Below are 22804 nucleotides of genomic sequence, written 5' to 3' on the forward strand. Positions count from 1 at the left end.
CGGATGAGTTGCCCCATCACACGCTTTCGAGGCGTGCGCCCTCGGCCACTAGGCGACACCACCGCGCACGAGCTTACCGGATCCGCCGAGTGCCGAAGAACTCCTTAAGCGCCGACGAACATTCGTCCTCCAGCACTCCCATGATCACTTCGGGCCGGTGGTTGAGGCGGCGATCGCGCACCACGTCCCACAGCGACCCGACGGCCCCGCCCTTGGCGTCGACCGCGCCGTAGACGATCCTTTCCACTCTGGCCAGCACCGCCGCGCCCGCGCACATCGTGCAGGGCTCCAGCGTGACCACGAGCGTGCACCCGCCGAGCCGCCACGTGCCCAGCGAGGCGGCGGCGGCGCGCAGCGCCAGCACCTCGGCGTGCGCGGTCGGGTCGGCACCCGCCTCCCGGTCGTTGCCCGCCCGCGAAAGCACCTCGCCGGAAGGAGCCAGGACCACGGCCCCGACCGGGACCTCACCCCTGGCCGCGGCCGCCGACGCCTCGGCGAGCGCCAGCCGCATGGCCCCTTCCCAAGGGCTCACCGCAACCTGTCGAGCTCGTCGGCGAAGGCCAGCCGCTCGGCGATGACGGAGAGGATGTCGGCGGGCAGCACGCCCTCCTCCATGCTCAGCTCGAGCAGCTCCTCCTTGGTCACCCCGAAGTCGCTCAGCAGCTCGAAGTCGCCCGCGGGCCGCACACCGAGATCGGCGCTGTCCTTGTCGGGCGCGACGCCGGCGAACTCGGCGAACAGCTCGCCCAGCGTGTCGGACAGGCCGGCCTGCGCGTCGGACAGGAACACCCGCGGCTCCTCGTCGCCCCTGTAGCGGGCGATGGCGAACCACTCGTCCTCGACCTCGACGCACAGCAGCGCCAGCTCGTCACCGCTCAGCCCCAGTGTCTCCTGTACGGCGTCGCCGAGATCATCCACGATCTCCGCGTCGCTCAGATCGATCTCGGCTCCGCTCCACCCTTCGGGTGTCCTGACGAACGCGGCCGAGAAGATGGCGCTGGAGGGCATGCCATTGCTCCCGAGATTCAGCCGAAGACCGAGTCGATGGCCCGCTCGAACGGTTCGGAGAAGCCGAGCCGCGCGGCGATGCTGGACAGCACGTCCTCGGGGTGAAGGTCGATGTCACCGGAGAGGATGCCCAGCTCCATCTCGTCCAACCCGAGGTCCACGAAGATCGACAGATCGCCGGCGGGCAGCACGGTGTCCTCGTCCTGGAGGATCTCGTCGAGCTCGTCCTCGTCCGGGACGGGGACGTCGAGGTATTCGAGGACCTGCTGCGCCAGCGGGTAGTCCCACGAGGCCGCGATGTCGGACAGGAAGACGTCGACCCTGTCACGCAGCACCCGCAACGCCACGAAGAACTCGTCGGCCACGGCCACGAGACCGATGGTGCCGCTCTCGCTCGGCTGCTGCTTCAGCGCGTGGATCAGCCCGTGGAGATCGGAGGTCAGCGCGACAGGAAGCAGCTCGGCATCCCAGCACTCGTCCTCGCGATAGACCACGATGGCGAAGTCGAGCGCATCTTCGTCTGTCATCGTCGTGCTCCCCACCCGACCTGCCAGCACAACCTCTACGAGCCTCAATGGTTTCAGAACCGTCCACCGAGCGTAGGGCCGTCCGACCAAATTGTGATCAAATCCAAGTACGCGACGTGCCGGTACCTTCCACACAAGATAGCGTTGTCCGTTATGGAGACCCTCGTCGTCGATCACCCCCTCGTCGCGCACAAGCTCACGACGCTGCGAGACGTCCGTACCGACTCGCCCACCTTCCGGCGGCTCGCGGACGAGCTGGTGACTCTCCTGGCCTACGAGGCCACGCGCGACGTCCGGGTCACGGACGTGACCGTCCAGACCCCCGTGGCGGCCGCCAACGGGGTACGGCTGGCCAAGCCGTACCCGCTGGTCGTGCCCATCCTCAGGGCGGGGCTCGGCATGCTCGACGGCATGACGAGGCTGCTGCCCACCGCGGAGGTCGGCTTCCTCGGCATGATCCGCAACGAGTCGACCCTGCAGGCCGAGACGTACGCCACCCGCCTGCCCGACGACCTGTCGGGCCGCCAGTGCTACGTGGTGGACCCGATGCTGGCCACGGGCGGCACGCTGGCGGCGGCGATCCAGTTCCTGTTCGACAGGGGCGCGGAGGACGTGACCGCGCTGTGCCTGCTGGCCGCCCCGGAGGGCCTGGCCTACATGGACAAGGTCTTCGCCGACTCGGGCCGGCCGATCAGGGTCGTGACCGCCGCGCTCGACGAGCGGCTGAACGAGCACGGCTACATCGTTCCAGGTCTCGGCGACGCGGGCGACCGCCTCTACGGCGTGGTCTGATCCACTCTTTCCCGCTTCAACGCTCCCCTCTTCGTTACATACTGTGGTTGTGTGGGTACGAAGAGTAATGAAGGCATCTCTTAAGCGCCTCCTTCCGAGAGGCGCACGTCGGGGAGCACCATGAGCGAGCCAACCACGAGTCCCTACGCGGAGGTCGAATCAGCCCTCCGCGACGAGTTCGCGGGGGTCCACTCCGCGAGCACGGTCACGCGCTGCGTCGAGGCGGCACACTACGGCGCACTCGAGGTCACCGGCTATGCCCACCCGGGCCTGGTCGAGCGGATCGCTCGCAAGCACCTTCACGTCCTGGCGCTCGTGGCGAGCGAGCGGGGCTAGTCAAGATCGATAATCCCGCGACGCGTAAGACTTGTCGTGGTCTGTTGCGCTTTACCCAGCCACCCGGCTGGGTAATGTATACGGCGGGTGTAGTGGGAACGTGGTAGTGGAGGCGACAGTGCAGGTCAAAAAGGTCCTCACCTATGGTGGTATCGCATTCGTTGCGTACTACCTCTTCGCGCGACCAGCCGACGCAGCGGACGCGGTGCGGGGGGCGTTCGACACAGTGTTCAACGCGGCCGACTCGCTAGCTCAATTCTTCAACAGCCTCGCATGAGACTTGTGACCCACGGGGACTCTGCTCCGTCGTCGGTCAACCGCTACCTACTCCCCCACGAACACCAGGTCATCATGGTGCGGCGTCACCCGGCCGTGCTGCTCCGTCCGGTCGCCGAGGTCTTCGGCGGCCTGATCATCGCTGGACTGCTCAGCAAGTTCTTCGGCGACCAGGGCGGCGGCACGGCCTTGGTCGTCGTGTGGTGGCTGTGGCTCCTGTTGCTCATCCGTTTCGTATGGAAAGTCGCGGAGTGGTCGGTCGACTACTTCGTGGTGACCTCGAAACGGATGCTGCTCACCACGGGCCTCATCACGCGCAAAGTCGCGATGATGCCACTACAGAAGGTCACCGACATGAGCTTCCAGCGCTCCTTGCTCGGACGCATGCTCGGTTATGGGGAGTTCATCCTCGAGTCGGCAGGTCAGGACCAGGCCCTGTCCACCGTCGAGTACATCCCGTATCCGGAGACCCTTTATCTCGAGGTCTGCCAGATGCTATTCCCGAGCAAGGACGAAGGGGACGATTAACCCTCTGTGAAGAGATTTCTCGGGTGGGGATACCCGATTCGGTCGCTTCATGCAATCATTGCGACACATTGACCCTTCCCCGCCCTGAGAGATGAGATGCCGAGTCAGGGAACCATCGGTGACCGCGTCCGAGGACTGCGGCTAAACAGGCGGATGTCTCAGGCCCAGCTGGCCGGGCCCGACCTGTCGGACAGTTATGTCTCACTCATCGAGTCGGGCAAGCGAACGCCGACTCCAGTAGTGGCCAGACTCCTGGCCGAGCGACTGGGATGCACCACCGAGTTCCTCCTGCACGGGATCGAACCTCGACAGCGCATCGACACGGAGCTCGGCCTTCGTCACGCCGAGCTCGAGCTGCGGCACGGTGACCCGAACGTGGCCGCCGAGCGCTTCACCGAGATCGTCAAGGCAGCCGGCGAGGAGAACGCGATGCTCGCCGCGCACGCCAGGCTCGGCAGAGCGCGCGCGCTCGAGGCGCAAGGCAGGATCGGACCGGCTGTCGAGGCTTATGAGCGGCTGCGTAGGGAGGCAGCCGCTCATCCCGAACGCCTTGCCGACCTGCCGCTGACCGTCGCGCTCGCGCGCTGCTACCACCTCGCCGGTGACCGCCTGAGGGCCCGTGACCTGGGCACCACGGCGTTCGAGCAGGCCTCGCGGCTCGCCGTCACCCAGGGCGAACTGGCGGTGGAGCTGGCCGCGGCGCTCGTGGAGACGCGCTCCGAGCCTTCTCCTGAGCTCACCTACGTGCGCCAGGTGCTCGTCACGACAGGGACGCCTGAGGTTGTGGACCGTTCCGCTGAGATCCACGCGCTGTGGAAGGCGAGCATCGTGGCCGCGGCCGGCGAGGACTCCGCGCTGGCCGTACGGCTGGCCGACGACGCCATCGCCGCAGGTCGTTCCGCTCGCCTGGCGGTGCGGCTCGGGCAGGTGTCCATGGCGTGGGCCCGGCTCGGGCTCGCCTCGGCCGTGGAGGCGGAGGAGTTCGCCACGAGCGCGAGCAGGATCCTGTCCGCCTTCGCCGACACCGTCGCCGACCATGCCGAGAGCATGATCGTGCACGGCCGGGTCAAGCTCGGCACCGGTGACGTCACCGGCGCGAGCGAGTTGGGCGCCAGCGCGCTCGGCCTGCTTCGTAACGTTCCGGGAACGGTCCCAGCGGTGGCCCATCTGCTGCTGGCCGACGCCGCCCTCGCGGGTGGCGGCGACCCGACCGAGCACCTCCGCTCGGCGAGGCTGCTCCTGGATGCGCTCCACGCGCCGCCGTACGGCATCGACCGGAGGGCGGCCAGGTGCTGGCGCGAGCTGGGTGACCTGTACGGCAGGGCCGGACTCAGGGAGGAACAGACCGCGGCGTATCGTAGAGCCCTCGAAGCCGCCGGAGTTCGCTCCGCCATGGCAGGAGTGCGGGTCGACGCGCCACTTTCCCGCTGAAAAGAACTCCGGGAGCTCCAGATTTGTGTTTTCACGTCTGGAATAATTAGGGTCGACCAGTCATTGACTCATAGGATGATTGGTTTCCCCGGAGGAGGCGGACTGTGAGTCTGCGTACGGCGCAGCGGGCCTCGCTCGTCGACCAGGTGATCGACCAGCTCAAAGAGCAGATCACCTCAGGGTCGTGGCAGATGAACGGCAAGATCCCGACGGAGACCGTGCTCGCAGAGCAGCTCGGGGTGGGCCGCAACACGGTGCGTGAGGCCGTGCGCGCGCTCACCCACGCCGGGCTGCTCGAATGCAGGCAAGGCGACGGCACCTACGTCAGGGCGACGAGCGAACTGTCAGGAGCGATGCTGCGCAGGCTGAGGCAGGCCGAGCAGCTCGAGATCCTCGAGGTCAGGCGCGCGCTCGAAGTCGAATCGGCCCGCCTGGCGGCCACCAGGCGCAACGACGACGACATCAAGCTCATCGAGGCGCGCCTGGCCGACCGCGACAGGGCGTGGGAAGCCGGCGACCCCGAAGGGTTCGTCGAGGCCGACCTGTCCTTTCACATGGCCGTCGTCCACGCCACCCACAACCTGGTGCTGATCGACCTGTACGAGGACTTCTCGGCGGCGCTGCGAGCGAGCATCACGGCCGCGGGCACATCGATGGACGCGCTCAACAGCAGCTACATCCCGCACGACGCCATCGCCCGCGCCATCGCGGCCGGCGACGCGGCGGCAGCCGAGCGCGCGGGCCACGCGTGCATGGAACACATCCTCATCGCCCTCACCGACGTCTGACCCGGTCCGGGACGCGGCCTGGACGAACCTCCGGCCGCCGTCGAGGGGGGTTGGGAGCCGCCCCCGACCGATCCGTACGGCAAGCCGCACCACGGCCACCGGGGTCACTCGGTGGCCGTCCGATCAGCCGGTCAGCCGGCGCGGCGGGAACGGGTCAGAACCAGCCCGCCGAGGACCATCGCGATCAGCCCCACCGCCAGGGCCACGAAGCCCCCGACGATGCCGTAGCCGGTTCCTGGACCACCCTTGGCGGCGGCCACGACCAGCCCGCCGATGACCGCGCCCGCCGGCCCCGCCACCAGGGCCACGATGGCCCCCCTTCTCCCGGTGCCGGTGCCGATGCGACCGGTGGAGCGGGCCAGGGCCAGCCCGCCGATGACCACGCCGATCAGCCCCAGCAGTATGGCCACCAAGGACCAGGCTCGCCCGGTGGTCAAGGCGTAGGAACTGACGGGATCCGGCTGGACCAAGACGTGCGCGGCCGCCGGTGTGTCAGGCCCGAAAACTCCGAGCAGGGCGGCGGCAAGCGCGAATCGGACTGGCATGAGGTGCTCCTTCTCCTCCTACGGTGGGGCGTCGTCTGAGCATGTCCGCAGGACCCACCGCCGGTCGTCCAGCGGACGTGGGCAATTCGCGTTGCCGCCCATGCCGCAGCCGGGTACCGCGGACGCCGCAGGAGCCGCGAAAGTACCGCGGGTGCGGTAGCCGGCCGATCGTCCGCGCGCAGGAGTCGGCCGCGCGGACATCGGGCTAAGGTGCGCGCATGAGTACAGGTCGGTCAGGTGTCCGGGACGGTGTCAGAGACTGGGCGATCGCCGTCTGCGTGACGGCGACGCTGCTGGTCACCGGGCTGTCCGGGCAGAGCTCCGCCACGAACCTCGACCTCTTCGGTTACGCGCTGCTGGCGGCCGGCGGCCTGGTGCTGGCCGCGCGCCGCCGCGCTCCGATTCCCGTCCTGGCCGTGACCGGACTGTGCGCGGTGGGTTACCAGGCGGCCGGTTTCGACGTGCCTGCCGTCGCGTACCTGTTCGCTGTCTACACCGCCGTACGGGCCGGACACCGCACCCTCACGGTGGCGGCGAGCGTGACCCTGCTGGCCGCTCTCCCCGTCGCGGCCTTCGTCTCGGGCCTGCACGACGTGAGCGAGGCGCTCGCGCAGGCCCGAGGCGCCCTCGAGCTGGCCTGGCTGATCGCAGCCGGCGCCGCCGGTGAAGCACTGCGGCAGGCCGAGCGGCGGGCGGACGAAGCCGAGCGCACCCGGGAGGAGACCGCGCGGCGCCGCGCCGACGAGGAGCGGCTGCACATCGCGCGGGAGCTGCACGACTCGCTCACCCACCAGATCTCGATCATCAAGGTGCAGGCCGAAGTCGCCGTCCACGTGGCACGCAGGCGTGGCGAACAGGTACCGGAGGCCCTGCTGGCGATCCAGGAGGCCGGACGTGAGGCGACCCGGGAGCTGCGCGCGACCCTGCAGGCGCTGCGCGACGACGACACGACCCCGCCGCGTGGGCTCGAGCACGTCCCGGAACTGGTGGAACGGGCCCGAACCATCGGCTTGGACGCGACGTTGACGATCGAAGGGCAACGGCACGACGTACCGGCCGCGGTGAGCCGGACCGTCTACCGGATCGTTCAGGAGTCGCTCACCAACATCTCCCGGCATGCCGCCGCCGCTACCGCGTCGGTCCGGATCGACTGCCGTCCTGACGCCCTCGCGGTACGCATCGATGACGACGGCAAGGCCACGCCGGACAACGCCCCGGTGCCCGGCGTCGGGCTGCTCGGGATGCGTGAACGCGTCATCGCCCTCGGCGGTCGCCTGCGCGCGGAGCCGCGCGGCGAGGGGGGCTTCACCGTCCAGGCCGAACTCCCTGTAGACCAGACGTCGTGATCCGTGTCCTGCTGGTCGACGACCAGCCGCTCCTGCGCAGCGGATTCCGCGCGCTTCTCGACCTCGAAGACGACATCGAGGTGGTGGCCGAGGCCGGCGACGGGCTGGAGGGCCTGGCCCTGGCCAAGGAACATCTGCCCGACGTCGCTCTCATCGACATCCGGATGCCGGTCGTCGACGGCATCGAGGCGACCCGGCGCATCGCCGCTGATCCGGCCCTGGCCGGGGTGCACGTCGTCATCCTGACCAACTACGGCTTCGACGAATACGTCTTCAACGCGCTGCGCGCCGGCGCGGCCGGATTCCTCGTCAAGGACATCCTGCCCGAAGACCTCCTTCACGCCGTACGCGTCGCCGCGCGCGGCGACGCGCTGCTCGCCCCGTCGATCACCCGCAAACTCATCGACAGGTACGTCACCCAGCCGCTCAACGCCGGAACCGACGCGAGGCTGAAAGAACTGACCAACCGCGAGTGCGAGGCCGTCGTCCTGGTCGCGCAGGGCCTGTCCAACGACCAGATCGCGGACCGCATGGTGATCAGCCCGCTGACCGCGAAAACCCACATCAACCGAGCCATGGCCAAGCTCCACGCCCGCGACCGCGCTCAGCTCGTCGTCCTCGCCTACGAATCCGGCCTGGTAGCCCCGCGCGGCTCCTGACCCGCGCGGCGGGCGGTCAGGCCAGTCGCAGGGACATGACGAGGTAGCGGAAGGCCGGGTCGGCGTCACCGGGAACATCGGTGATCATCGCGGGCCTGGTCGGCGACTCCATGTTGATGCGCGCCAGCTCCGTCTCGATCCCCGTCAGCCCGTCGAGCAGGAACTGCGACTGGAAGGCGATCTGGATGTCCTCGCCTCGCAGGTCGCACTCGACCACCTCGGCCCCGCGCCCGACGTCGCCGCCGCCCGCCTGGATGAGCACCTGCCCCTGCGTGAACGTCAGCTTGACGCGGGTGTTGCGTTCGGCGACGAGCGCCACCCGCTTGATCGCCTCCACGAACGGGACCACGCGCACGTCGGCCCGCAGCGGCCAGTCGGCCGTCAGGCGGGTGCGGTAGTCGATGAACTGTTCGTCGAGCAGACGCACGGTGGTGCTGCGGCCGACGCTTTCGAAGCCCGCCACCCCGTCGCCCATCGCGATCGACACCTCGCCGCCGCGCAACGACTTGGCCACCTCGACCAGCACCCTGGCCGGGACCATGGCCGAGATGTTGACGTCGGGCTCGACGGGACGCCAGGTGAAGTCGCGGGCGCCGATGCGGTAGCGGTCGGTGGCCGCCATGGCCACGGTGTCGCCGGCGATGTCGACCCGGATGCCGGTCAGCATGGGCAGCGTGTCGTCGCGGCTGGCCGCGGGCGCCACCTGGCCGACCGCGGCGGCGAACACGCCTCCGCCGACCGCGCCGATGGCAGGGGGCATCTGGGGCAGTGTGGGGAAGTCCTCGACCGGCATGGTCACCAGCCCGAACTCGGCGCTGCCACAGGTCAGCACGGCCTCCGCGCCGTCGGTGACGATCTGGACCGGCTCGTGCGGCAGGCTGCGGCTGATCTCGGCGAGCAGCCTGCCGGGGATCAGCACCTGGCCAGGCTCGTCGATCTCGGCCTCGATGCGGGCCTGCGCGGAGACGTCGTAGTCGAAGGCGGACAGGCTCAGCTCGTCGCCCGCTTCGAGCAGAAGACCGGACAGCACGGGGGCGGAGGGGCGGGTGGGGAGGACTCGGGCCGCCCACGCCACCGCGTCAGCCAGCACATCGCGGTTAACCCGGAACTTCACCTGAGCCATCCCTTCGTCGCCGGTTTCTCCCCAAACGTTAGCCGGTGGCACTGACAAACCTGACCGCCCCAGATGATCCCGCCGCAGCTCGAACGCGGGACACCCCGCGCGACGACGGCCGGTGAGGACGGAGCCGGCAGACGAAGACACCACACCGCGAGCGCCTCCGCGCACGCGGCTAGCGCCTGGCCGCGTTGAGGTAGGCCAGGACGGCCAGCACCCTCCTGTTGTCGTCATCGGAGGGGGCCAGGTCGAGTTTGGCGAAGATGGACGCCGTGTGTTTGCCCACGGCGCTCTCGCTCAGGTAGAGCCGCTGGGCGATGGCCGCGTTCGACCTGCCTTCGGCCATCGCCCCCAGCACCTCCCGCTCGCGCGGGGTGAGCCTGGCGAGCGGCTCGTGCCTGGCCGTGCTCGCCAGCAGTTTGGCGATCACTTCGGGGTCCATCGCGGTGCCGCCCTCGGCGACCCTGCGCACGGCGTCGACGAACTGCTCGGCGTTGAACACCCTGTCCTTCAGCAGGTAGCCGATGCCGCCCGACCCGTCGGCCAGCAGCTCTCTCGCGTAGAGCTGCTCCACGTGCTGAGACAGCACCAGGACGGGCAGACCGGGGATCCGCTTGCGGGCCTCGAGCGCCGCCTGCAGGCCTTCGTCGGTGAAGGTGGGCGGCAGCCGTACGTCGACCACGGAGACGTCGGGCCGCAGCTCGACCAGCGCCCGCTGCAGCGAGGGGCCGTCGTCGACGGCCGCGACGACCGTGAAGCCGTGAGCCTGGAGCAGGTGGACCAGGCCGTCCCTGAGCAGATAGAGGTCCTCGGCGACCAGCACGCGGTTCAGCATGTGCCGAACCAGGGGCGGCGCGGGGAGGCCTCGGCCATCCAGCGTTCTCTGTTGTGGCGCATCGGCAGGTAGAGGGCCAGGCCGTACATGAGCGAGCCCAGCGCGATCATGCCGACGATCACCGGCCACTGCCACGGCTCGTCCAGATACAGCGCCAGGAACCACGACCGCACGTCGATGTCGAAGATCTTGAAGATGGCGGTGACGATGCCCTGGGGGAACAGCGGGCACCAGGCCAGGCTCCAGCAGACCACCACGATCGCGGTCTGCCATTTCGGCATCCGCGTCTTCGGCCTGCCGTACTCCTCGGGAAGGGCCAGCGGCACCGACATCGCCACGGTGGTGGGACCGCCGAGCGGGCTGGACAGCGCGAGCACGCCGTCGAAGGCCGCCAGGCGGCGTTCGATGCCGTTCAGGCCGCTGCCGCGCGAGGGGTCGGCGCCGCCGCCACCGTCGTCCCACACCATGACGGTCACGTCGCGTTCGGAGTGGGCGATCTCGACGGTGACGCGTTCGGCGTCGGAGTGCCTGGCCGCGTTCGACAGCAGCTCGCTGATCGCGAAGTACAGGGCGGTCTCGACCGGGGTCTCGAGCCGTACGGGAAGGTCCACCTGCACGTCCACCCGCAGGGGACTGTCCAGGGCCAGCGCCTTCACCGCGTCGCCGAGCCCGCGTTCCGCCAGGACGGGCGGGTGGATGCCGCGCACCACCCCGCGCAGCTCGGCCAGCGCCTCAGCGGAGGCGTCGCGCGCCTTGGCCAGCAACGCCACGGCCGCCGTGGGGTCGGTCCTGACCAGCTCCTCGACCGCGCCGAGCGTCATGCCGAGCGCGACGAGCCTGGCCTGGGCTCCGTCGTGCAGGTCGCGCTCGATCCTGCGCATCTCGGCGGCCTGCGAGTCGACCGTCGTCGAGCGGGACTCCGACAGCCGCCGCACCTGGCCCACCAGCCTGCTCTTGGCCGTCGGCGCGAGCAACAGCACCGCCCACTGCCCGTAGACCCGCTGCGCCGCCGCGGGGACCACCAGCAGCGGTACGGCGAGCACCATCTTCACCAGCGGGTCGATGAGCAGCCACAGGAAGTCCCGCCACGTGGCGGGGTCGCCGAACACCCACTTCCACCGGTCGTTCCACCTCGGCACCCGCGGCGTCTTGTAGAGCGTGCGGTCCGAGCGGTACCAGCCGTCGGCCTGCGGCACGGGCGGCGGCGGCTCGGGGTGGTACGGCACGTCGATGCCCGTCATCCGCCTGGTGAGCTGCGTCACGCGCCTGACCATCATCACCGTGGGCGGAAAGAACGGGACGAGCCCCAGGGCGAAGGCGCCGAGCATCATGAGAAGCGACAACAGCACCAGTGGCACCTCGACGACCACCAGCGCGAGCAACCCCAGGTTTCTGCGCAGCATGCCTTCCAGTGTGCGCGAATCCAGCGAGATGCACATTGCACCTAGCCACACCCTTACCGTGCGTCCAGCCGTCTTACCGGCTGATCCCCGGATTTCTAGCGTTGTGGCCATGAAGGTCATCGAGGTCACGAACCTCCACAAACGCTACCGAGAGCACGTGGCGGTGGACGACGTGTCGTTCGCCGTCGACGAGGGTGAGATCTTCGGCGTGCTCGGCCCCAACGGCGCGGGCAAGACCACCACCGTCGAATGCGTCGCCGGCCTGCGCGTACCCTCCAGCGGCACGATCAGGGTGGGCGGGCACGACCCCGTGCACGAGCGTGACGCGGTCCGCCGCCTGCTCGGCGCCCAGCTGCAGAGCGCCGCCCTGCCCGAGAAGATCAAGGTGTGGGAGGCGCTCGACCTCTTCGCCTCCTTCTACCCCGACCCGGCCGACTGGCGGGCGCTGCTCGACACGGTGGGCCTGTCCGACAAGCGGAACACGACCTTCGCCAAGCTCTCCGGCGGCCAGCGGCAGCGGCTCTCCGTCGCCCTCGCCCTGGTCGGCAGGCCGAGGGTGGCCGTGCTCGACGAGCTGACCACAGGACTCGACCCGCAGGCCCGCAGGGACACCTGGAACCTGATCGAGCAGGTCAGGGCCGACGGCGTCACGATCGTGCTGGTCACCCACTTCATGGAGGAGGCGGAGCGGCTGTGCGACAGGGTCGCGCTCATCTCCGCCGGACGGGTCGCCGCGCTCGACTCACCGAGCGCGCTCATCGGCCAGGTCGAGGCCGCGCAGCGCGTCAGGTTCAGGCCGTCGGCTCCGGTGGACGACGGGCTGCTGCTCGCCGTACCCGAGGTCGTGGAGGTGCTGAGGAACGGCGAGCAGGTCACCGTCACGGGCTCGGGCGACCTGGCGCCCGCGGTCACGCTGGCGCTGGCCGAGAAGCACATCATCCCCACCGACCTGCGCATCGAGCAGGCCACGCTCGAGGACGTCTTCCTCGCACTCACGGGAAGGAGCCTCACGTGAGCAAGATCCTGCTCGTCGAGACGAAGCTGCACCTGCGGGACGGCTGGTCGTTGCTGTTCACGATCGCGCTGCCGCTGTTGCTGCTGCTGTTCCTCGGCGGGGTCGCGGGTCCCGCGTTCCCCGCGATGATGGTCATGCTGTCGATGCTGACGCTGTCGTTCAGCGTGCTGCCCGCCGTGCTGGCCACCTACAGGGAGCAGGGCGTGCTGCGCAGGATGTCGACGACGCCCGTCTCGCCCCTGCGGATGCTGGCCGTCCAGCTGCTGATCAACCTGGTGGTCGCCGTGGTGTCCACCACGCTGCTGATCGTGGCCGGGCCCGGCCTGCCACGGAACCCTGCGGGCTTCGTGCTGGTGTTCCTGCTCGGCGGGGCGGCGCTGATGGCGATGGGCCTGGTGATCGCGGCCCTGGCGCCCAACGGGAAGATCGCGCCGATCATCGGGTCGGCGGTGATGTTCCCTCTGATGTTCGTGGCGGGCCTGTGGGTGCCGCGCGAGTACCTGCCCGAGGTCGCGCGAGTGGTCGGCGACTACTCGGTGGCCGGGCCGTTCGCCAGGGCGTTGGCCGCCACGTGGGCGGGACAGGCGCCCCACCTGCCCCACCTGCTCGTCCTGGCGGCGGGGCTGGTGGTGTTCGGGACGCTCGCCGTCAGGCTGTTCCGCTGGGAATGAGGCCCCGCACGTTGGTCATCAGCGCGTAGAGCGAGGTGGAGGCGGTGATGAACAGCCAGTTGCGCTTCAGCCCTCCGAAGGTCAGGTTGGAGACCTTCTCGGGGATCGCCAGCCTGCCGATCAGCGTGCCGTCCGGGTCGAAGCAGAGCACGCCGCCGTCTCCGGCCGCCCAGATCCTGCCCGCGTCGTCCAGCCTGATGCCGTCGGAGGTGCCCTCGGCCAGCACCTTGCCGCTCGACAGCGTGCCGTCGCCGTGGACGTCGAAGACGCGCAGGTGCCTGCGCCTGGTGTCGACGACGTACAGCAGGCTCTCGTCGGCGTTGAACGCCAGCCCGTTCGGCCGCTCGAACCCGTCGGCCACGCGGGTCACCTCGCCGCTGCCGGGGTCGACACGGTAGACGTGGCAGCCGTCGATCTCCTGCTCGGCCCGATGACCCTCGTAGTCGCTGGTGATGCCGTACGGCGGGTCGGTGAACCAGATCGACCCGTCCGACTTCTCCACCACGTCGTTCGGGCTGTTGAGCCGCTTGCCCTCCCACCGGTCGGCGATGACGGTGATCGAACCGTCGTGCTCGGTGCGGGTGACCCTGCGGTTGCCCTGCTCGCAGGACAGGAGCCGGCCGCCGGCGTCACGGGTGTTGCCGTTGACGTAGCCGGAGGGCAGGCGGAAGGGGCCGACGTGGCCCGACTGCTCGTCCCACCGCAGCATCCTGTCGTTGGGGATGTCGCTCCAGACGAGATAGCGGCCTGCGGGGAAGTAGCAGGGGCCCTCCGCCCACCGCGTACCCGTATGGAGGACCTCTATCCGCTCGTCGCCGCCGACGCCGGCGAACCGCTCGTCGAAAACCTCGAACTCAGCCTGAATCGTGTTCACTGTCCAGATGGTAGACGCCTGTCCCTTTAGTCTTGAGCGATGCAGGTATTCGCGCATATCAGCGACATCCACATCGGCGGATCCGAACAGAGCGTCGACCGGGCCGCACTCGTCATGCGGCACCTTCTGTCCTTCCCTGGGCGGCTCGACGCGATCCTGGTCACCGGCGACATCGCCGACCACGCTCTGGTCGAGGAGTACGAGACGGCACGCGACCTGCTGCGCTCGCCGGTCCCCCTGATCGTCTGCCCCGGCAACCACGACACCGTCCCCGAGTTCGAGAAGGTCATCGGCCCGGCCAACCAGGTGCTGCGGCTCGACGGCGTCACGATCGCGCTGGCCGACTCCAGCATTCCCGGCAGGGACGACGGCCGGCTGGCCGACGAGACCATCGCGTGGCTGGACGAGGTCCTGTCGGAGCGGCCCGACGTTCCCGCCTTCGTCGGCATGCACCATCCGGCCGTGGCGCTGGGCGTGCCGTACGTGGACGAGATCCGCCTCCAGGAGCCCGAACGGCTCGCCGCGCTCCTCGACCGGCACCCGCACGTCGTCGCCGTGCTCGCGGGACACGCCCACACAGGGGTCGCGACCACCTTCGCGGGCCGTCCGCTGATCGTGGCGCCCGGCGTGGTCTCCACGCTGCTGACGCCCACGGAGAGCGAGGCCCTCGTCGACTACGACCTGCCGCCCGCCTTCGCCCTGCACGTCTTCGACCAGGGGCGGCTGGTGACACACTTCCGGCCGGTGACGCGATGACCGCGCCGTGGAACGCGAAGGAGCTGTCCGTCGGCCAGCTGTCCGAGCGCAGCGGCGTGGCCGTCTCCGCCCTTCACTTCTACGAGGCCAAAGGCCTGATCTCCAGCCGCCGCACCACGGGCAACCAGCGCCGCTACTCCCGCGACACCCTCCGCAGGGTCGCCTTCGTACGGCTGGCCCAGCGCATCGGCATCCCCCTGAAGACCATCAAGGACGCGCTGGCCGAGCTGCCCGAGGGCCGCACGCCGAACCGTGACGACTGGGCCCGCCTGTCGGCCATCTGGCGGACGGAGCTGGACGACCGCATCGAGCAGCTGCTGAGGCTGCGCGACGACCTCACCGACTGCATCGGCTGCGGGTGTCTGTCCCTCGACAGGTGCGTGCTGGCCAACCCGCGCGACCTGCTCGGCGAGGAGGGGCCTGGGGCCAGGCGCATCGACACCCACCTGCGGCCCCCCGCATGCGCCAAGGTCAGCGAGTCTCCGGGGCCGGAGGCACGATCAGCGTCGGTCGCCGCGCGTGGTGCAGCACGTGGTTGCTGACGCTGCCGAGCAGCACCGACCGCACGCCGCTGAGGCCGCGCGATCCCGTGACGACGAGGGAGGCGTCGATCTCGTCGGCGAGGTCGACGATCGCCTGCCAGATGGCGGTCCTGTCGGCCACCGCGCGGTAGGTGACGTCGGACAGGCCGGAGGCGATGGCCAGCTCGGCGCCCTCCTTGGCGTGCGCCTCGGCCTGGATCCGCAGCTCCTCGGGGTCCTCGCCTGGAACGATGGCGGCCGCGGCCGCGCCGTGCCTGGCGAGCTGGACGAGCAGCGGCTCCCATACCGTGACGATCACGGTGCGCTCGGCGCTGAGATGCTTGGCGGCGAACTCGATCGCGTGCCGCGAGTCGGCCGAGCCGTCGTAGGCGATGAGGTAGGCCATGATTCCACTTCCCTTTCGCTTTACCTATCTCGTGTAGCGCTGGGATGATCAGGCCGGATTCCGGGGCCCGATGTCTCATACGTCACATTCATCGGGATATCTGATGATTTTTCGGGATGTGACGGCCCTCGCTTGACGGCCGGGCCGCCGGGCCCGGCAGCTCCCTCGACCGCGCCGAACCGCGCGTCCGCAGGCCACGCACCTCACCTTCCGCCTGCGATAGATTCGACCAACGGTCAGCGAGTGTTCGGGAGGGCCCATGGCGCAGGAACGCGCCGACCGGATCCTCGACGCGGCCGCCGAGCTCCTGATCCAGCACGGCTACCGCAAGGTGACGATCGACGACATCGCCCGGCGGGCCGCCATCGGCAAGGGCACCGTCTACCTCCACTGGCGCACCAAGCGGCAGCTGTTCGAGGCCCTCCTCCTGCGCGAAGCCGTCGCCTACCTCGAAACGCTCCTCGAGGAGCTGCGCCGCGACCCGGCCACCGTGCTCCCCCACCGGCTGCTGCCGTTCTCGTTCATCGACATCCAGAACAGGCCCGTCCTGCAGGTGCTCATCACCGGCGACACCAGGCCGCTGCAGGGCATGCTGGCCGACCGGCCGCTGCAGAGCCAGGAACTGCTGGCCGCCACCCGCATGTTCGACCTGATGGTCGGCCACGGCCTGCTCCGCGCCGACGTGCCCAACCTGAGCTACGCGATGAGCGCGCTCAACGGCGGCTTCTACCTCATCGACGAGCTCGACCCGCAAGCCGCCGAGCTCGACCGCCAGGCCAAGGCCGAGACGATGGCTTTCGTCGTCCGCCACGCGCTCGAACCCGCCACACCGCCGCCGGCCGAGGAACTCGCCGAGGCGGCCGCCGAGTTCATCGCCGTCTTCGAGAATCTCATCCAGCCCTACCGTGACCTGATCTACGCCAGCTGACCGCGTCCAGTTCCGCCACCAGCTCCTCCAGCGAGCCGATGACCGTCACCCCCTCGTCCACCGGCGCGCCCGCTCCCTGCCCGGCGGCGCCGCCCGACCTGTCCAGCCAGAACGGGCGCAGCCCCGCGTCACGCGCCCCGAGGGCGTCGACGTCGTACTTGTCGCCCACGAACGCGACCTGCTCAGGAGGCAGGCCGAGCCGCGCGCAACCCTCCAGGAAGATCCCCGGGTACGGCTTCGCCTGGCCGTACTCGCTGGAACACACGATCGCCGCCTCGCCGAAGTGCGCGAGCAGTCCCAGCGCGGTCAGCTTGTCCAGCTGATGCGCCAGCGTCGAGTTGGACACCACGCCCAGCCGGTAACGCGGCGCGAGCGCCTCCAGCACGGGAGCCGCGTCAGGGAAGGCCGACCACGCGGCGTTGACGAGCGCCGAGTAGCCCGCGAACCAGGCCGTCGCCTCCTCCTCGCCGACCGTCCTTCCGAGGAACCTGCTGACCCGCACGAGCCTTTGCTCCTCGAAGGTCAGCTCACCGACGAGGAACCTGGCGTACTCCTCCTCCATGATCCCCCGCCAGAGCGCCACCGCCTCCTCAGGCGAAGGGAACACCGCCACCAGCCCCTCGGCCGCCAGGGTCCCGAGCAGACCGGCCCGTTCGGCGCTGGTGTAGTCGAAGAGGGTGTCGTCGATGTCGAACAACACACCACGGATAACGTCAGACACTTCCCCGCCTCGTCGCCGCAACGAAATCGCACCCAGCCCGCACGCTACCCCGGCGGCTCCCCCACGCCGCCTCCGGGTCCCCCGAGCTCGGCGGCAGGGAACGGTACCCGCTTGCCGCCCGTCAGCAGGCGGCGGTGGAAGTCGTCCAGGACGAGGGACGCCCGCGCGTGCCGATCGATGATCGCGGCGATCTCGGCGGGGATCCCGGCCGGCCGTTCGCGATCGAGCCACTCCCGCAGGAAAGCCCCGTGCTCGGTGCCGCCGCGCAGGCCGGCGAGCAGATGATGGCGGAGCAGATGGGCCGCCGTGTAGTGGCGGTCGTACGCCAGATGGTCGGAGAGGAAAGCGGCCTCCCCCGCCGAGAGGTCGAAACCCGCGCTCAGGGCCAGCCCGAAATCGGCGAAGTAGAGCCGCCGCCCGTCCGTCAGCACGTTGTGGAAATGAGCGTCGAAGTGCACGAGCTCACGAGAGCTCATGTACGCGGCCCCTCGTGCCAGAGCCTCCTCCGCCCACAGGAACGTCGCGGCGGTCGGGTGGTCGGCCAGCCAGGCGCCCAGAGTCCACGGCACGTGTTCCAGGAAGAGCACCAGACTGAACGTGGACCGCCCGATCGCTTCCAGACGCCCCCGCACGGCCGCCGAGCCGTCCCAGTGCGCCACCGCCCCTTCAAGGCCCCCGAACTCGTCGGCGAACCCGCGAGGAGGCGAGTCAGGCAGGATCCGCCAGTGGTACATCAGCGGGAACCCCTCATACTCGTCGCCCAGGACCCAGTTGGTCGTCATGGTGTGGACGGCCAGTTCACGCCACGCACCGAACCCGGCCGAGCCGATGCCGTACTGGTAGAACATCGGCAGCCCGAACACGTTCGCCGTCGAGCGCGCGTGCTCCGGCCGCAGCTCGACGTCCGTCAGGGGCACCCGCTTGACGAACACCCGAGTCCCGTCGAGCTCCACCTCCGCCGACCTGCCGCCGATTCCGGCCCCGCGCTCGCCGGCCGCCGCGACGACCTCGCCCAACCGCCGGTCGCTCATCAACGACAACCGGGTGGAGACGGCCCCGTACGCCGCCAGGCGGGCCGCGTACCGCGCATCAGAACGGTCCTCCGACGGCTCTCCCGCGATCTCCTCCATCGATCGACCCTATCCAGCCTGGGCCGGCCCAGCCGACGAGACCCCGCCGCGGCCCGTCGTGGGCCAGCTAGTGCTGGGCCATGTCCACGAACCGGCTGTAGTGACCCTGGAAGGCGACGGTGACGGTCGCGGTGGGGCCGTTACGGTGCTTGGCCACGATCAGGTCAGCCTCACCCGCCCTGGGCGACTCCCGCTCATACGCGTCCTCACGATGCAGCAGGATCACCATGTCCGCATCCTGCTCGATCGAGTTGTGGACGCTGATCCCGTTGGCCACGAAGTTGTGCGTGCCGAGCACCGTGGCGTCGTACACAGGCTGTTCGCCCAGGCTCTCGATCGAGGCGATCTCGTCCCAGAAGACGTCGTTGGTGGCCAGCATGTCCATCTGGGCATCGTCGAGAATGGCGGCCACCCGTCCCAGCCGCTCACGACTCGGCGCGTGCTTCGACAGCGCACTGCCACAGAACTGCGTGCCCAGGTCGTCGGCGAACCGCCGGTGGGTCATTCCCTTCTCCGTCAGGACCTCGCGCACTCGCCCCCACACCTCAGCGGGCACGGTGTCGAGGTTGGTGTCGCTCTTGACGTGGCTCAGCCCGGCGAGGCAACGCTCCGCCTGCGCTGCACGCTCTCCGTGGACCCCGATGTCGTCCAGGAAACGGCGCTGGTTCTCGGCGCCGTAGATGACGAGTTGGTAGCCGGGACGGTGGTCGCCCTTCCTGGTCGTCTTCACCCTCGTCATCACGTTGAAGCGCAGAAGCAGTTGCGCCACGTCGTCGATCAGCCGCCTGCTCGTGGAGGAGTAGGAGATGCGGGCCTGGCCCTGCTTGTCATCCCACCACACGCATCCGTCCGTCGCCCACAGGTGCCGCAGGAAGTCGGCGATCTGCCGCTTGGGCAGCGCGAAGACCCCTTCGGGGACGAACTTCTCGTTGCTCCTGAGACCGAACAACCCCAGGGAGTCGAGCCACGCCGCAACAGGGTTCCGCTTGCCGTGCGTCAGCCGATACGGCGCGGGCAGCCGCAGGGTGGTCACCCTGGCCGCCTCATAGTCGTCACGCACCGCGGTGACACCGAAGTGGCGAGTCGCCTCGGTCACCGCGGCCAGGCATGCCTCGTCCGTACTCGCGTAGCGGATCGGCTGGCGCCCGACGAACGAGCCGTCGCCGATCATGTGGGCCAGCAGCGCGACCTCACTGTCCGACCACGACTGCAACTGCCGCGGGGCAGGCACATGGCGGGGTACGGCCAGCCGGACGCCTGGGCCGAGATCCCCGAGAGCCTGCCAGCCGCCGTAGGTCAGGAACGGGTGGTTGGCGGTCGCGGTGATCTCTCTTCCGGAGGTCAGCCGCAGGCGGAAGACCTCTTTGGTGCCGCTGGGGAACACATGGGTCATCGTCCGGGGAACGAGCCGGAGGTTGTCGTCCATCGACCAGACAGGAACGTCGCGCGCGCCCGACTCCAGCAGAGCGCCGAGAGTCGTCTCAGCGCCGGTGTCGGCTCTGAGGATGCGGGTGTCGGCCGTGAGACATCCCGATTCGCGAAGGTCGCTGACGGCGGGGCGCTTGTCGGTGCGCTGCTCGGGGCCTCGGTTGAGCTGGGAGATCGCGATGACGGGCACCTCGAGCTCCTTGGCCAGCAGCTTGATCGATCGGGAGATCTCCGAGACCTCGTTCTGCCTGGACTCGGTCTTCTTCGGCGAGCTCATCAGCTGGAGGTAGTCGATGACGACGAACCGCAGGTCGTTGCGTTGTTTCAGGCGGCGGCACTTGGCCCTGATCTCCATCATCGACATGTTGGGCGAGTCGTCGATGAACAGCGGCGCCTCGGCCACCTCGCTCATCCTGCGGGCGAGCCTGGTCCAGTCGTCGTCGTTCATCATGCCCGAGCGCATCGAGTGGAGCGCCACGCGAGCCTCGGCCGACAGCAGGCGCATGGTGATCTCGTTGCGCGACATCTCCAGGGAGAAGATGACGGTGGTCATGCCGTGCTTGATCGCCGCCGATCGGGCGAAGTCCAGGCCGAGCGTGCTGTTGTGCGTCGGGACGCAGGCTCTGCCCGCGAGGTACATGTGATCGTCGTTGTCGACTTCCACGCACCGGACGGGCACCGACGCGATGGGTCTGACGTCGACGATGTGCCGGACGCGGGTCGCCGGGTGGACGGCGCCGACGAGCCTTGCCGCCTTGCTGGACAGCCGGAAGACCCGGTCGGCCGTCGTGAAGCCGATCGTGTGGCAGGTGGCGGAGCCCGGGGTTCGCCCCTCGGCGGGCTTCGTCCCCGCGGTGGCCTGGTATCCGAGGCTGAGGACGAGCTCCAACACGTCCTCGGCCAGCCGCCGGCTCGTGTGGGCGAACTGGATCAGTCCCCGCTCGTCGACCGTGCCGCCGGAGTCGAGCAGACCCGCGAGGAGGTCGCGGCGTTGGCGCTCCGAGGCCCTGAGATAGCGCGCGGGGACGTGCGCGCCGTCCAGGAGGCCCAGTGACCGCAGGACGTCCCGCATGCTCCCGCGCTCGTCGTGGAGGAGGTCCTGCCCTTGGCCGATGCGCAGCCCCTCGCTCGCGAGGTGGGCCGCGATCTCGTGGTCCGCCGTGGCGAGCCGGCTCGCGCCGCCGTGGCCGTCGCCCAGCCAGATGCCCAGCGCGTACGGCGGCAGCGGCAGGTCCTGCTCGTCGAGCTGGAAGGCGCTCGCGACCTCGACCGCGTGGCGGGGCCGCCGGCCTGCGGGGGCGGAGCGGAGGGAGGCGGCGATCTCCTCCGTGGTGCGCACGCGTCGGTGCGCCTCGGTCGTGGCGTCGTGCTCCGGCCTGGTCACAGGGGCAGGTCTGGTCAGCGCGGACCTGGTGACCGAGGCGAGCCTGGTCACAGCGAACCCGTTCGCAGCGGACCTGGTAACCGAGGCGGGCCTGGCCGGCCGGGCGTGCTGAAGCGCGCCGGGCACCTGGGTGGACAGGTGGGCGGGGACGAGCCCTGCGGCCCCCCGCGTCCATACCGGTGTCCGCTCGTGCGCGGTGAGCCGTCCGGGTCGCTCCGCGGTGGCGGCGTAGGCGGCGCGCACCCGCCGCGCCGTGTCCTCGTGCCGGGAGAAGGCTCGCTCGGGCGCGGCACGGCGGCCTGTCGAGGTGCTGGTTCGCCACTGGTGCCGGCCGTCGGCGACGATGACGGTGCCGTCGCTGAACTCGACCTCGTAGCAGGGCCTGCCGGTCATGACGCCGGTGGCGGCGACGACCCTGGTGGGCCTGCCGTCCGCGCCGATGAGGTGGTCGCCCACGCGGACTTCCCCCATGGTGGTCCAGCCGGTGGGCGTGGGCAGCGGGGTGTCGAGCGCCAGCGCCTTGCCGATCGCGGGGCGGGCGGCGACGACGATCATCTGGCCGGGGTGGAGACCGTTGGTGAGGCTGTCGAGGTCCTGGAAGCCGGTGGGGACGCCGACCATCTGGCCGCCTCGGGAGCCGATCGCCTCCAGCTCGTCGAGGGCGCCGGGCATGATGTCGGACAGCGGCGCGTAGTCTTCGGACGTGCGGCGCTCGGTGACCTTGTAGATCTCGGCCTGGGCGCGGTCGACCAGGTCGTCGACCTCTTCGTTCTGCCCGCCGTAGCCGAAGGAGACGATGCGGGTGCCGGCCTCGATGAGGCGGCGGAGGATGGCCTGCTCTCGGACGATCTTGGCGTAGTAGCCGGCGTTGGCGGCGGTGGGGACGACCGCGGTCAGGGTGTGGAGGTAGGCCGCGCCGCCCACCCTGGCCATCTCGCCGCGCTTCTGGAGCTCGTCGAAGACGGTGACGGCGTCGGCGGGCTCGCCCCTGCCGTACAGGTCGGTGACGACCTCGTAGATCATCTGGTGTGCGGGGCGGTAGAAGTCGTCGGACCTGATGATCTCGACGACGTCGGCGATGGCGTCCTTGGACAGCAGCATGCCGCCGAGAACGGACTGCTCCGCCTCGATGTTGCTCGGTGGGGTGCGCTCGAATCCTGGGCCGCCGCCGCTCGGCTCTTCGTCTTCCATGGTCTCCGCGCCCCCTTGAACACACCTAGCAGGCGGTCGCACCACCCCCACTTGTAGTCGACCGGGCTGACAGTTTCGCCCGTCGTTAGACGGTACGGCAACGCAGCCTGTGGACAACCCTGTGGTCAAGCTGTGCAGGAACCGGTGGAAGGTGTGGGAGCGCTGTGGACGAGCCTGGGGATAACTCT

General features: G+C 69.6%; 24 protein-coding genes. 12 read left to right on the top strand and 12 right to left on the bottom strand.

Features of this window, described 5'->3' with window-relative positions; genetic code table 11:
- Positions 1-73: 73 nt before the first annotated feature.
- Genes tadA through AC3EO4_RS49765 form a run of 3 tightly spaced genes read right to left on the bottom strand, consistent with a single transcriptional unit; the run spans position 74 to position 1535 of the window.
- Positions 74-511, bottom strand: a complete 438-nt coding sequence (gene tadA / locus AC3EO4_RS49755; RefSeq protein WP_379572884.1) for a tRNA adenosine(34) deaminase TadA — start codon at positions 509-511, stop codon at positions 74-76.
- A 17-nt stretch (positions 512-528) separates the two neighbouring features.
- A complete protein-coding gene (locus tag AC3EO4_RS49760; protein WP_379572883.1) occupies positions 529-1008 on the bottom strand; it encodes a tRNA adenosine deaminase-associated protein in 480 nt (159 codons plus the stop codon).
- 17 nt (positions 1009-1025) lie between these two features.
- Positions 1026-1535, bottom strand: a complete 510-nt coding sequence (locus tag AC3EO4_RS49765) for a tRNA adenosine deaminase-associated protein (protein WP_358132932.1) — start codon at positions 1533-1535, stop codon at positions 1026-1028.
- Between the two features lie 153 nt (positions 1536-1688).
- On the opposite strand from AC3EO4_RS49765, the gene upp reads away from it, so the two are divergent.
- From upp to AC3EO4_RS49790, 5 genes are all read left to right on the top strand, one after another.
- Complete coding sequence (gene upp / locus AC3EO4_RS49770) at positions 1689-2327, top strand: uracil phosphoribosyltransferase (protein ID WP_379572882.1); 639 nt, start codon at positions 1689-1691, stop codon at positions 2325-2327.
- Between the two features lie 120 nt (positions 2328-2447).
- Positions 2448-2663, top strand: coding sequence for a hypothetical protein (locus tag AC3EO4_RS49775; RefSeq protein ID WP_379572881.1), 216 nt, complete (start codon positions 2448-2450; stop codon positions 2661-2663).
- Between the two features lie 273 nt (positions 2664-2936).
- On the top strand, positions 2937-3467 hold the full coding sequence (locus AC3EO4_RS49780) for a PH domain-containing protein (protein WP_192778731.1): 531 nt from the start codon (positions 2937-2939) through the stop codon (positions 3465-3467).
- 96 nt (positions 3468-3563) lie between these two features.
- Positions 3564-4898, top strand: coding sequence for a helix-turn-helix domain-containing protein (locus AC3EO4_RS49785; RefSeq protein WP_379572879.1), 1335 nt, complete (start codon positions 3564-3566; stop codon positions 4896-4898).
- A 104-nt stretch (positions 4899-5002) separates the two neighbouring features.
- The gene (locus AC3EO4_RS49790; RefSeq protein ID WP_379572878.1) at positions 5003-5686 is read left to right on the top strand and encodes a FadR/GntR family transcriptional regulator; all 684 of its coding nucleotides are present in this window, start codon (positions 5003-5005) and stop codon (positions 5684-5686) included.
- Positions 5687-5817: 131 nt separating this feature from the next.
- On the opposite strand, the gene AC3EO4_RS49795 is transcribed toward AC3EO4_RS49790, so the two are convergent.
- Entirely contained in the window at positions 5818-6231 is a 414-nt protein-coding gene (locus tag AC3EO4_RS49795; protein WP_431903056.1) for a DUF6223 family protein, read from the bottom strand.
- Positions 6232-6449: 218 nt separating this feature from the next.
- On the opposite strand from AC3EO4_RS49795, the gene AC3EO4_RS49800 reads away from it, so the two are divergent.
- Together AC3EO4_RS49800 and AC3EO4_RS49805 are read left to right on the top strand one after the other, a co-directional pair.
- Positions 6450-7577: a sensor histidine kinase gene (locus AC3EO4_RS49800; protein ID WP_379572876.1), complete on the top strand. Its 1128-nt coding sequence runs from the start codon at positions 6450-6452 to the stop codon at positions 7575-7577.
- Positions 7574-8236 carry a response regulator gene (locus AC3EO4_RS49805; protein WP_431903058.1) on the top strand — a complete coding sequence of 221 codons (663 nt, stop codon included), beginning with the start codon at positions 7574-7576 and terminating at the stop codon, positions 8234-8236. Before AC3EO4_RS49800 ends, AC3EO4_RS49805 begins: the two co-directional genes overlap by 4 nt.
- A 16-nt stretch (positions 8237-8252) precedes the next feature.
- On the opposite strand, the gene dnaN is transcribed toward AC3EO4_RS49805, so the two are convergent.
- The 3 genes from dnaN to AC3EO4_RS49820 all read right to left on the bottom strand — a co-directional run bounded on the left by dnaN (position 8253) and on the right by AC3EO4_RS49820 (position 11591).
- Positions 8253-9350 (bottom strand): DNA polymerase III subunit beta, encoded by a 1098-nt coding sequence (dnaN, locus tag AC3EO4_RS49810; RefSeq protein ID WP_431903059.1) that lies wholly within the window; start codon positions 9348-9350, stop codon positions 8253-8255.
- A gap of 178 nt (positions 9351-9528) precedes the next feature.
- Positions 9529-10188, bottom strand: a complete 660-nt coding sequence (locus tag AC3EO4_RS49815; protein WP_431903061.1) for a response regulator — start codon at positions 10186-10188, stop codon at positions 9529-9531.
- The gene (locus tag AC3EO4_RS49820; protein ID WP_379572872.1) at positions 10182-11591 is read right to left on the bottom strand and encodes a sensor histidine kinase; all 1410 of its coding nucleotides are present in this window, start codon (positions 11589-11591) and stop codon (positions 10182-10184) included. Before AC3EO4_RS49820 ends, AC3EO4_RS49815 begins: the two co-directional genes overlap by 7 nt.
- A gap of 109 nt (positions 11592-11700) precedes the next feature.
- Here AC3EO4_RS49820 and AC3EO4_RS49825 point away from each other — a divergent pair, with 109 nt between their 5' ends.
- Together AC3EO4_RS49825 and AC3EO4_RS49830 are read left to right on the top strand one after the other, a co-directional pair.
- The gene (locus AC3EO4_RS49825) at positions 11701-12606 is read left to right on the top strand and encodes an ABC transporter ATP-binding protein (RefSeq protein WP_431903063.1); all 906 of its coding nucleotides are present in this window, start codon (positions 11701-11703) and stop codon (positions 12604-12606) included.
- A complete protein-coding gene (locus AC3EO4_RS49830) occupies positions 12603-13277 on the top strand; it encodes an ABC transporter permease (protein WP_379572870.1) in 675 nt (224 codons plus the stop codon). The genes AC3EO4_RS49825 and AC3EO4_RS49830 overlap by 4 nt, the downstream gene beginning before the upstream one ends.
- Here the strand turns inward: AC3EO4_RS49830 and AC3EO4_RS49835 are convergent.
- Positions 13255-14151: an SMP-30/gluconolactonase/LRE family protein gene (locus AC3EO4_RS49835; RefSeq protein ID WP_431903065.1), complete on the bottom strand. Its 897-nt coding sequence runs from the start codon at positions 14149-14151 to the stop codon at positions 13255-13257. The genes AC3EO4_RS49830 and AC3EO4_RS49835 overlap by 23 nt on opposite strands.
- A gap of 39 nt (positions 14152-14190) precedes the next feature.
- Between AC3EO4_RS49835 and AC3EO4_RS49840 the strand changes: the two genes are divergently transcribed.
- On the top strand, positions 14191-14907 hold the full coding sequence (locus AC3EO4_RS49840) for a metallophosphoesterase (RefSeq protein ID WP_431903067.1): 717 nt from the start codon (positions 14191-14193) through the stop codon (positions 14905-14907).
- Positions 14904-15449, top strand: coding sequence for a redox-sensitive transcriptional activator SoxR (gene soxR, locus AC3EO4_RS49845; RefSeq protein WP_379572867.1), 546 nt, complete (start codon positions 14904-14906; stop codon positions 15447-15449). The genes AC3EO4_RS49840 and soxR overlap by 4 nt, the downstream gene beginning before the upstream one ends.
- Here soxR and AC3EO4_RS49850 read toward each other — a convergent pair.
- Positions 15379-15834 (bottom strand): universal stress protein, encoded by a 456-nt coding sequence (locus AC3EO4_RS49850; RefSeq protein ID WP_379572866.1) that lies wholly within the window; start codon positions 15832-15834, stop codon positions 15379-15381. The genes soxR and AC3EO4_RS49850 overlap by 71 nt on opposite strands.
- Before the next feature lie 259 nt (positions 15835-16093).
- Between AC3EO4_RS49850 and AC3EO4_RS49855 the strand changes: the two genes are divergently transcribed.
- On the top strand, positions 16094-16762 hold the full coding sequence (locus tag AC3EO4_RS49855; RefSeq protein ID WP_431903069.1) for a TetR/AcrR family transcriptional regulator: 669 nt from the start codon (positions 16094-16096) through the stop codon (positions 16760-16762).
- Here AC3EO4_RS49855 and AC3EO4_RS49860 read toward each other — a convergent pair.
- The 3 genes from AC3EO4_RS49860 to AC3EO4_RS49870 all read right to left on the bottom strand — a co-directional run bounded on the left by AC3EO4_RS49860 (position 16725) and on the right by AC3EO4_RS49870 (position 22616).
- Positions 16725-17483, bottom strand: a complete 759-nt coding sequence (locus AC3EO4_RS49860) for an HAD family hydrolase (protein WP_431903071.1) — start codon at positions 17481-17483, stop codon at positions 16725-16727. The genes AC3EO4_RS49855 and AC3EO4_RS49860 overlap by 38 nt on opposite strands.
- A 44-nt stretch (positions 17484-17527) precedes the next feature.
- Positions 17528-18613 (bottom strand): protein kinase family protein, encoded by a 1086-nt coding sequence (locus AC3EO4_RS49865; RefSeq protein WP_379572863.1) that lies wholly within the window; start codon positions 18611-18613, stop codon positions 17528-17530.
- 67 nt (positions 18614-18680) lie between these two features.
- Positions 18681-22616: a replicative DNA helicase gene (locus AC3EO4_RS49870; RefSeq protein WP_431903073.1), complete on the bottom strand. Its 3936-nt coding sequence runs from the start codon at positions 22614-22616 to the stop codon at positions 18681-18683.
- Positions 22617-22804 lie beyond the last annotated feature (188 nt).

This window comes from Nonomuraea sp. bgisy101 (genome assembly GCF_057708945.1).

Coding starts and splice junctions, on each gene's coding strand:
- tadA (WP_379572884.1), bottom strand. CDS start 511: ATGCGGCTGGCGCTCGCCGAGGCGTCGGCGGCCGCGGCCAGGGGTGAG.
- AC3EO4_RS49760 (WP_379572883.1), bottom strand. CDS start 1,008: ATGCCCTCCAGCGCCATCTTCTCGGCCGCGTTCGTCAGGACACCCGAA.
- AC3EO4_RS49765 (WP_358132932.1), bottom strand. CDS start 1,535: ATGACAGACGAAGATGCGCTCGACTTCGCCATCGTGGTCTATCGCGAG.
- upp (WP_379572882.1), top strand. CDS start 1,689: ATGGAGACCCTCGTCGTCGATCACCCCCTCGTCGCGCACAAGCTCACG.
- AC3EO4_RS49775 (WP_379572881.1), top strand. CDS start 2,448: ATGAGCGAGCCAACCACGAGTCCCTACGCGGAGGTCGAATCAGCCCTC.
- AC3EO4_RS49780 (WP_192778731.1), top strand. CDS start 2,937: ATGAGACTTGTGACCCACGGGGACTCTGCTCCGTCGTCGGTCAACCGC.
- AC3EO4_RS49785 (WP_379572879.1), top strand. CDS start 3,564: ATGCCGAGTCAGGGAACCATCGGTGACCGCGTCCGAGGACTGCGGCTA.
- AC3EO4_RS49795 (WP_431903056.1), bottom strand. CDS start 6,231: ATGCCAGTCCGATTCGCGCTTGCCGCCGCCCTGCTCGGAGTTTTCGGG.
- AC3EO4_RS49800 (WP_379572876.1), top strand. CDS start 6,450: ATGAGTACAGGTCGGTCAGGTGTCCGGGACGGTGTCAGAGACTGGGCG.
- AC3EO4_RS49815 (WP_431903061.1), bottom strand. CDS start 10,188: ATGCTGAACCGCGTGCTGGTCGCCGAGGACCTCTATCTGCTCAGGGAC.
- AC3EO4_RS49820 (WP_379572872.1), bottom strand. CDS start 11,591: ATGCTGCGCAGAAACCTGGGGTTGCTCGCGCTGGTGGTCGTCGAGGTG.
- AC3EO4_RS49825 (WP_431903063.1), top strand. CDS start 11,701: ATGAAGGTCATCGAGGTCACGAACCTCCACAAACGCTACCGAGAGCAC.
- AC3EO4_RS49840 (WP_431903067.1), top strand. CDS start 14,191: ATGCAGGTATTCGCGCATATCAGCGACATCCACATCGGCGGATCCGAA.
- soxR (WP_379572867.1), top strand. CDS start 14,904: ATGACCGCGCCGTGGAACGCGAAGGAGCTGTCCGTCGGCCAGCTGTCC.
- AC3EO4_RS49850 (WP_379572866.1), bottom strand. CDS start 15,834: ATGGCCTACCTCATCGCCTACGACGGCTCGGCCGACTCGCGGCACGCG.
- AC3EO4_RS49855 (WP_431903069.1), top strand. CDS start 16,094: ATGGCGCAGGAACGCGCCGACCGGATCCTCGACGCGGCCGCCGAGCTC.
- AC3EO4_RS49865 (WP_379572863.1), bottom strand. CDS start 18,613: ATGGAGGAGATCGCGGGAGAGCCGTCGGAGGACCGTTCTGATGCGCGG.
- AC3EO4_RS49870 (WP_431903073.1), bottom strand. CDS start 22,616: ATGGAAGACGAAGAGCCGAGCGGCGGCGGCCCAGGATTCGAGCGCACC.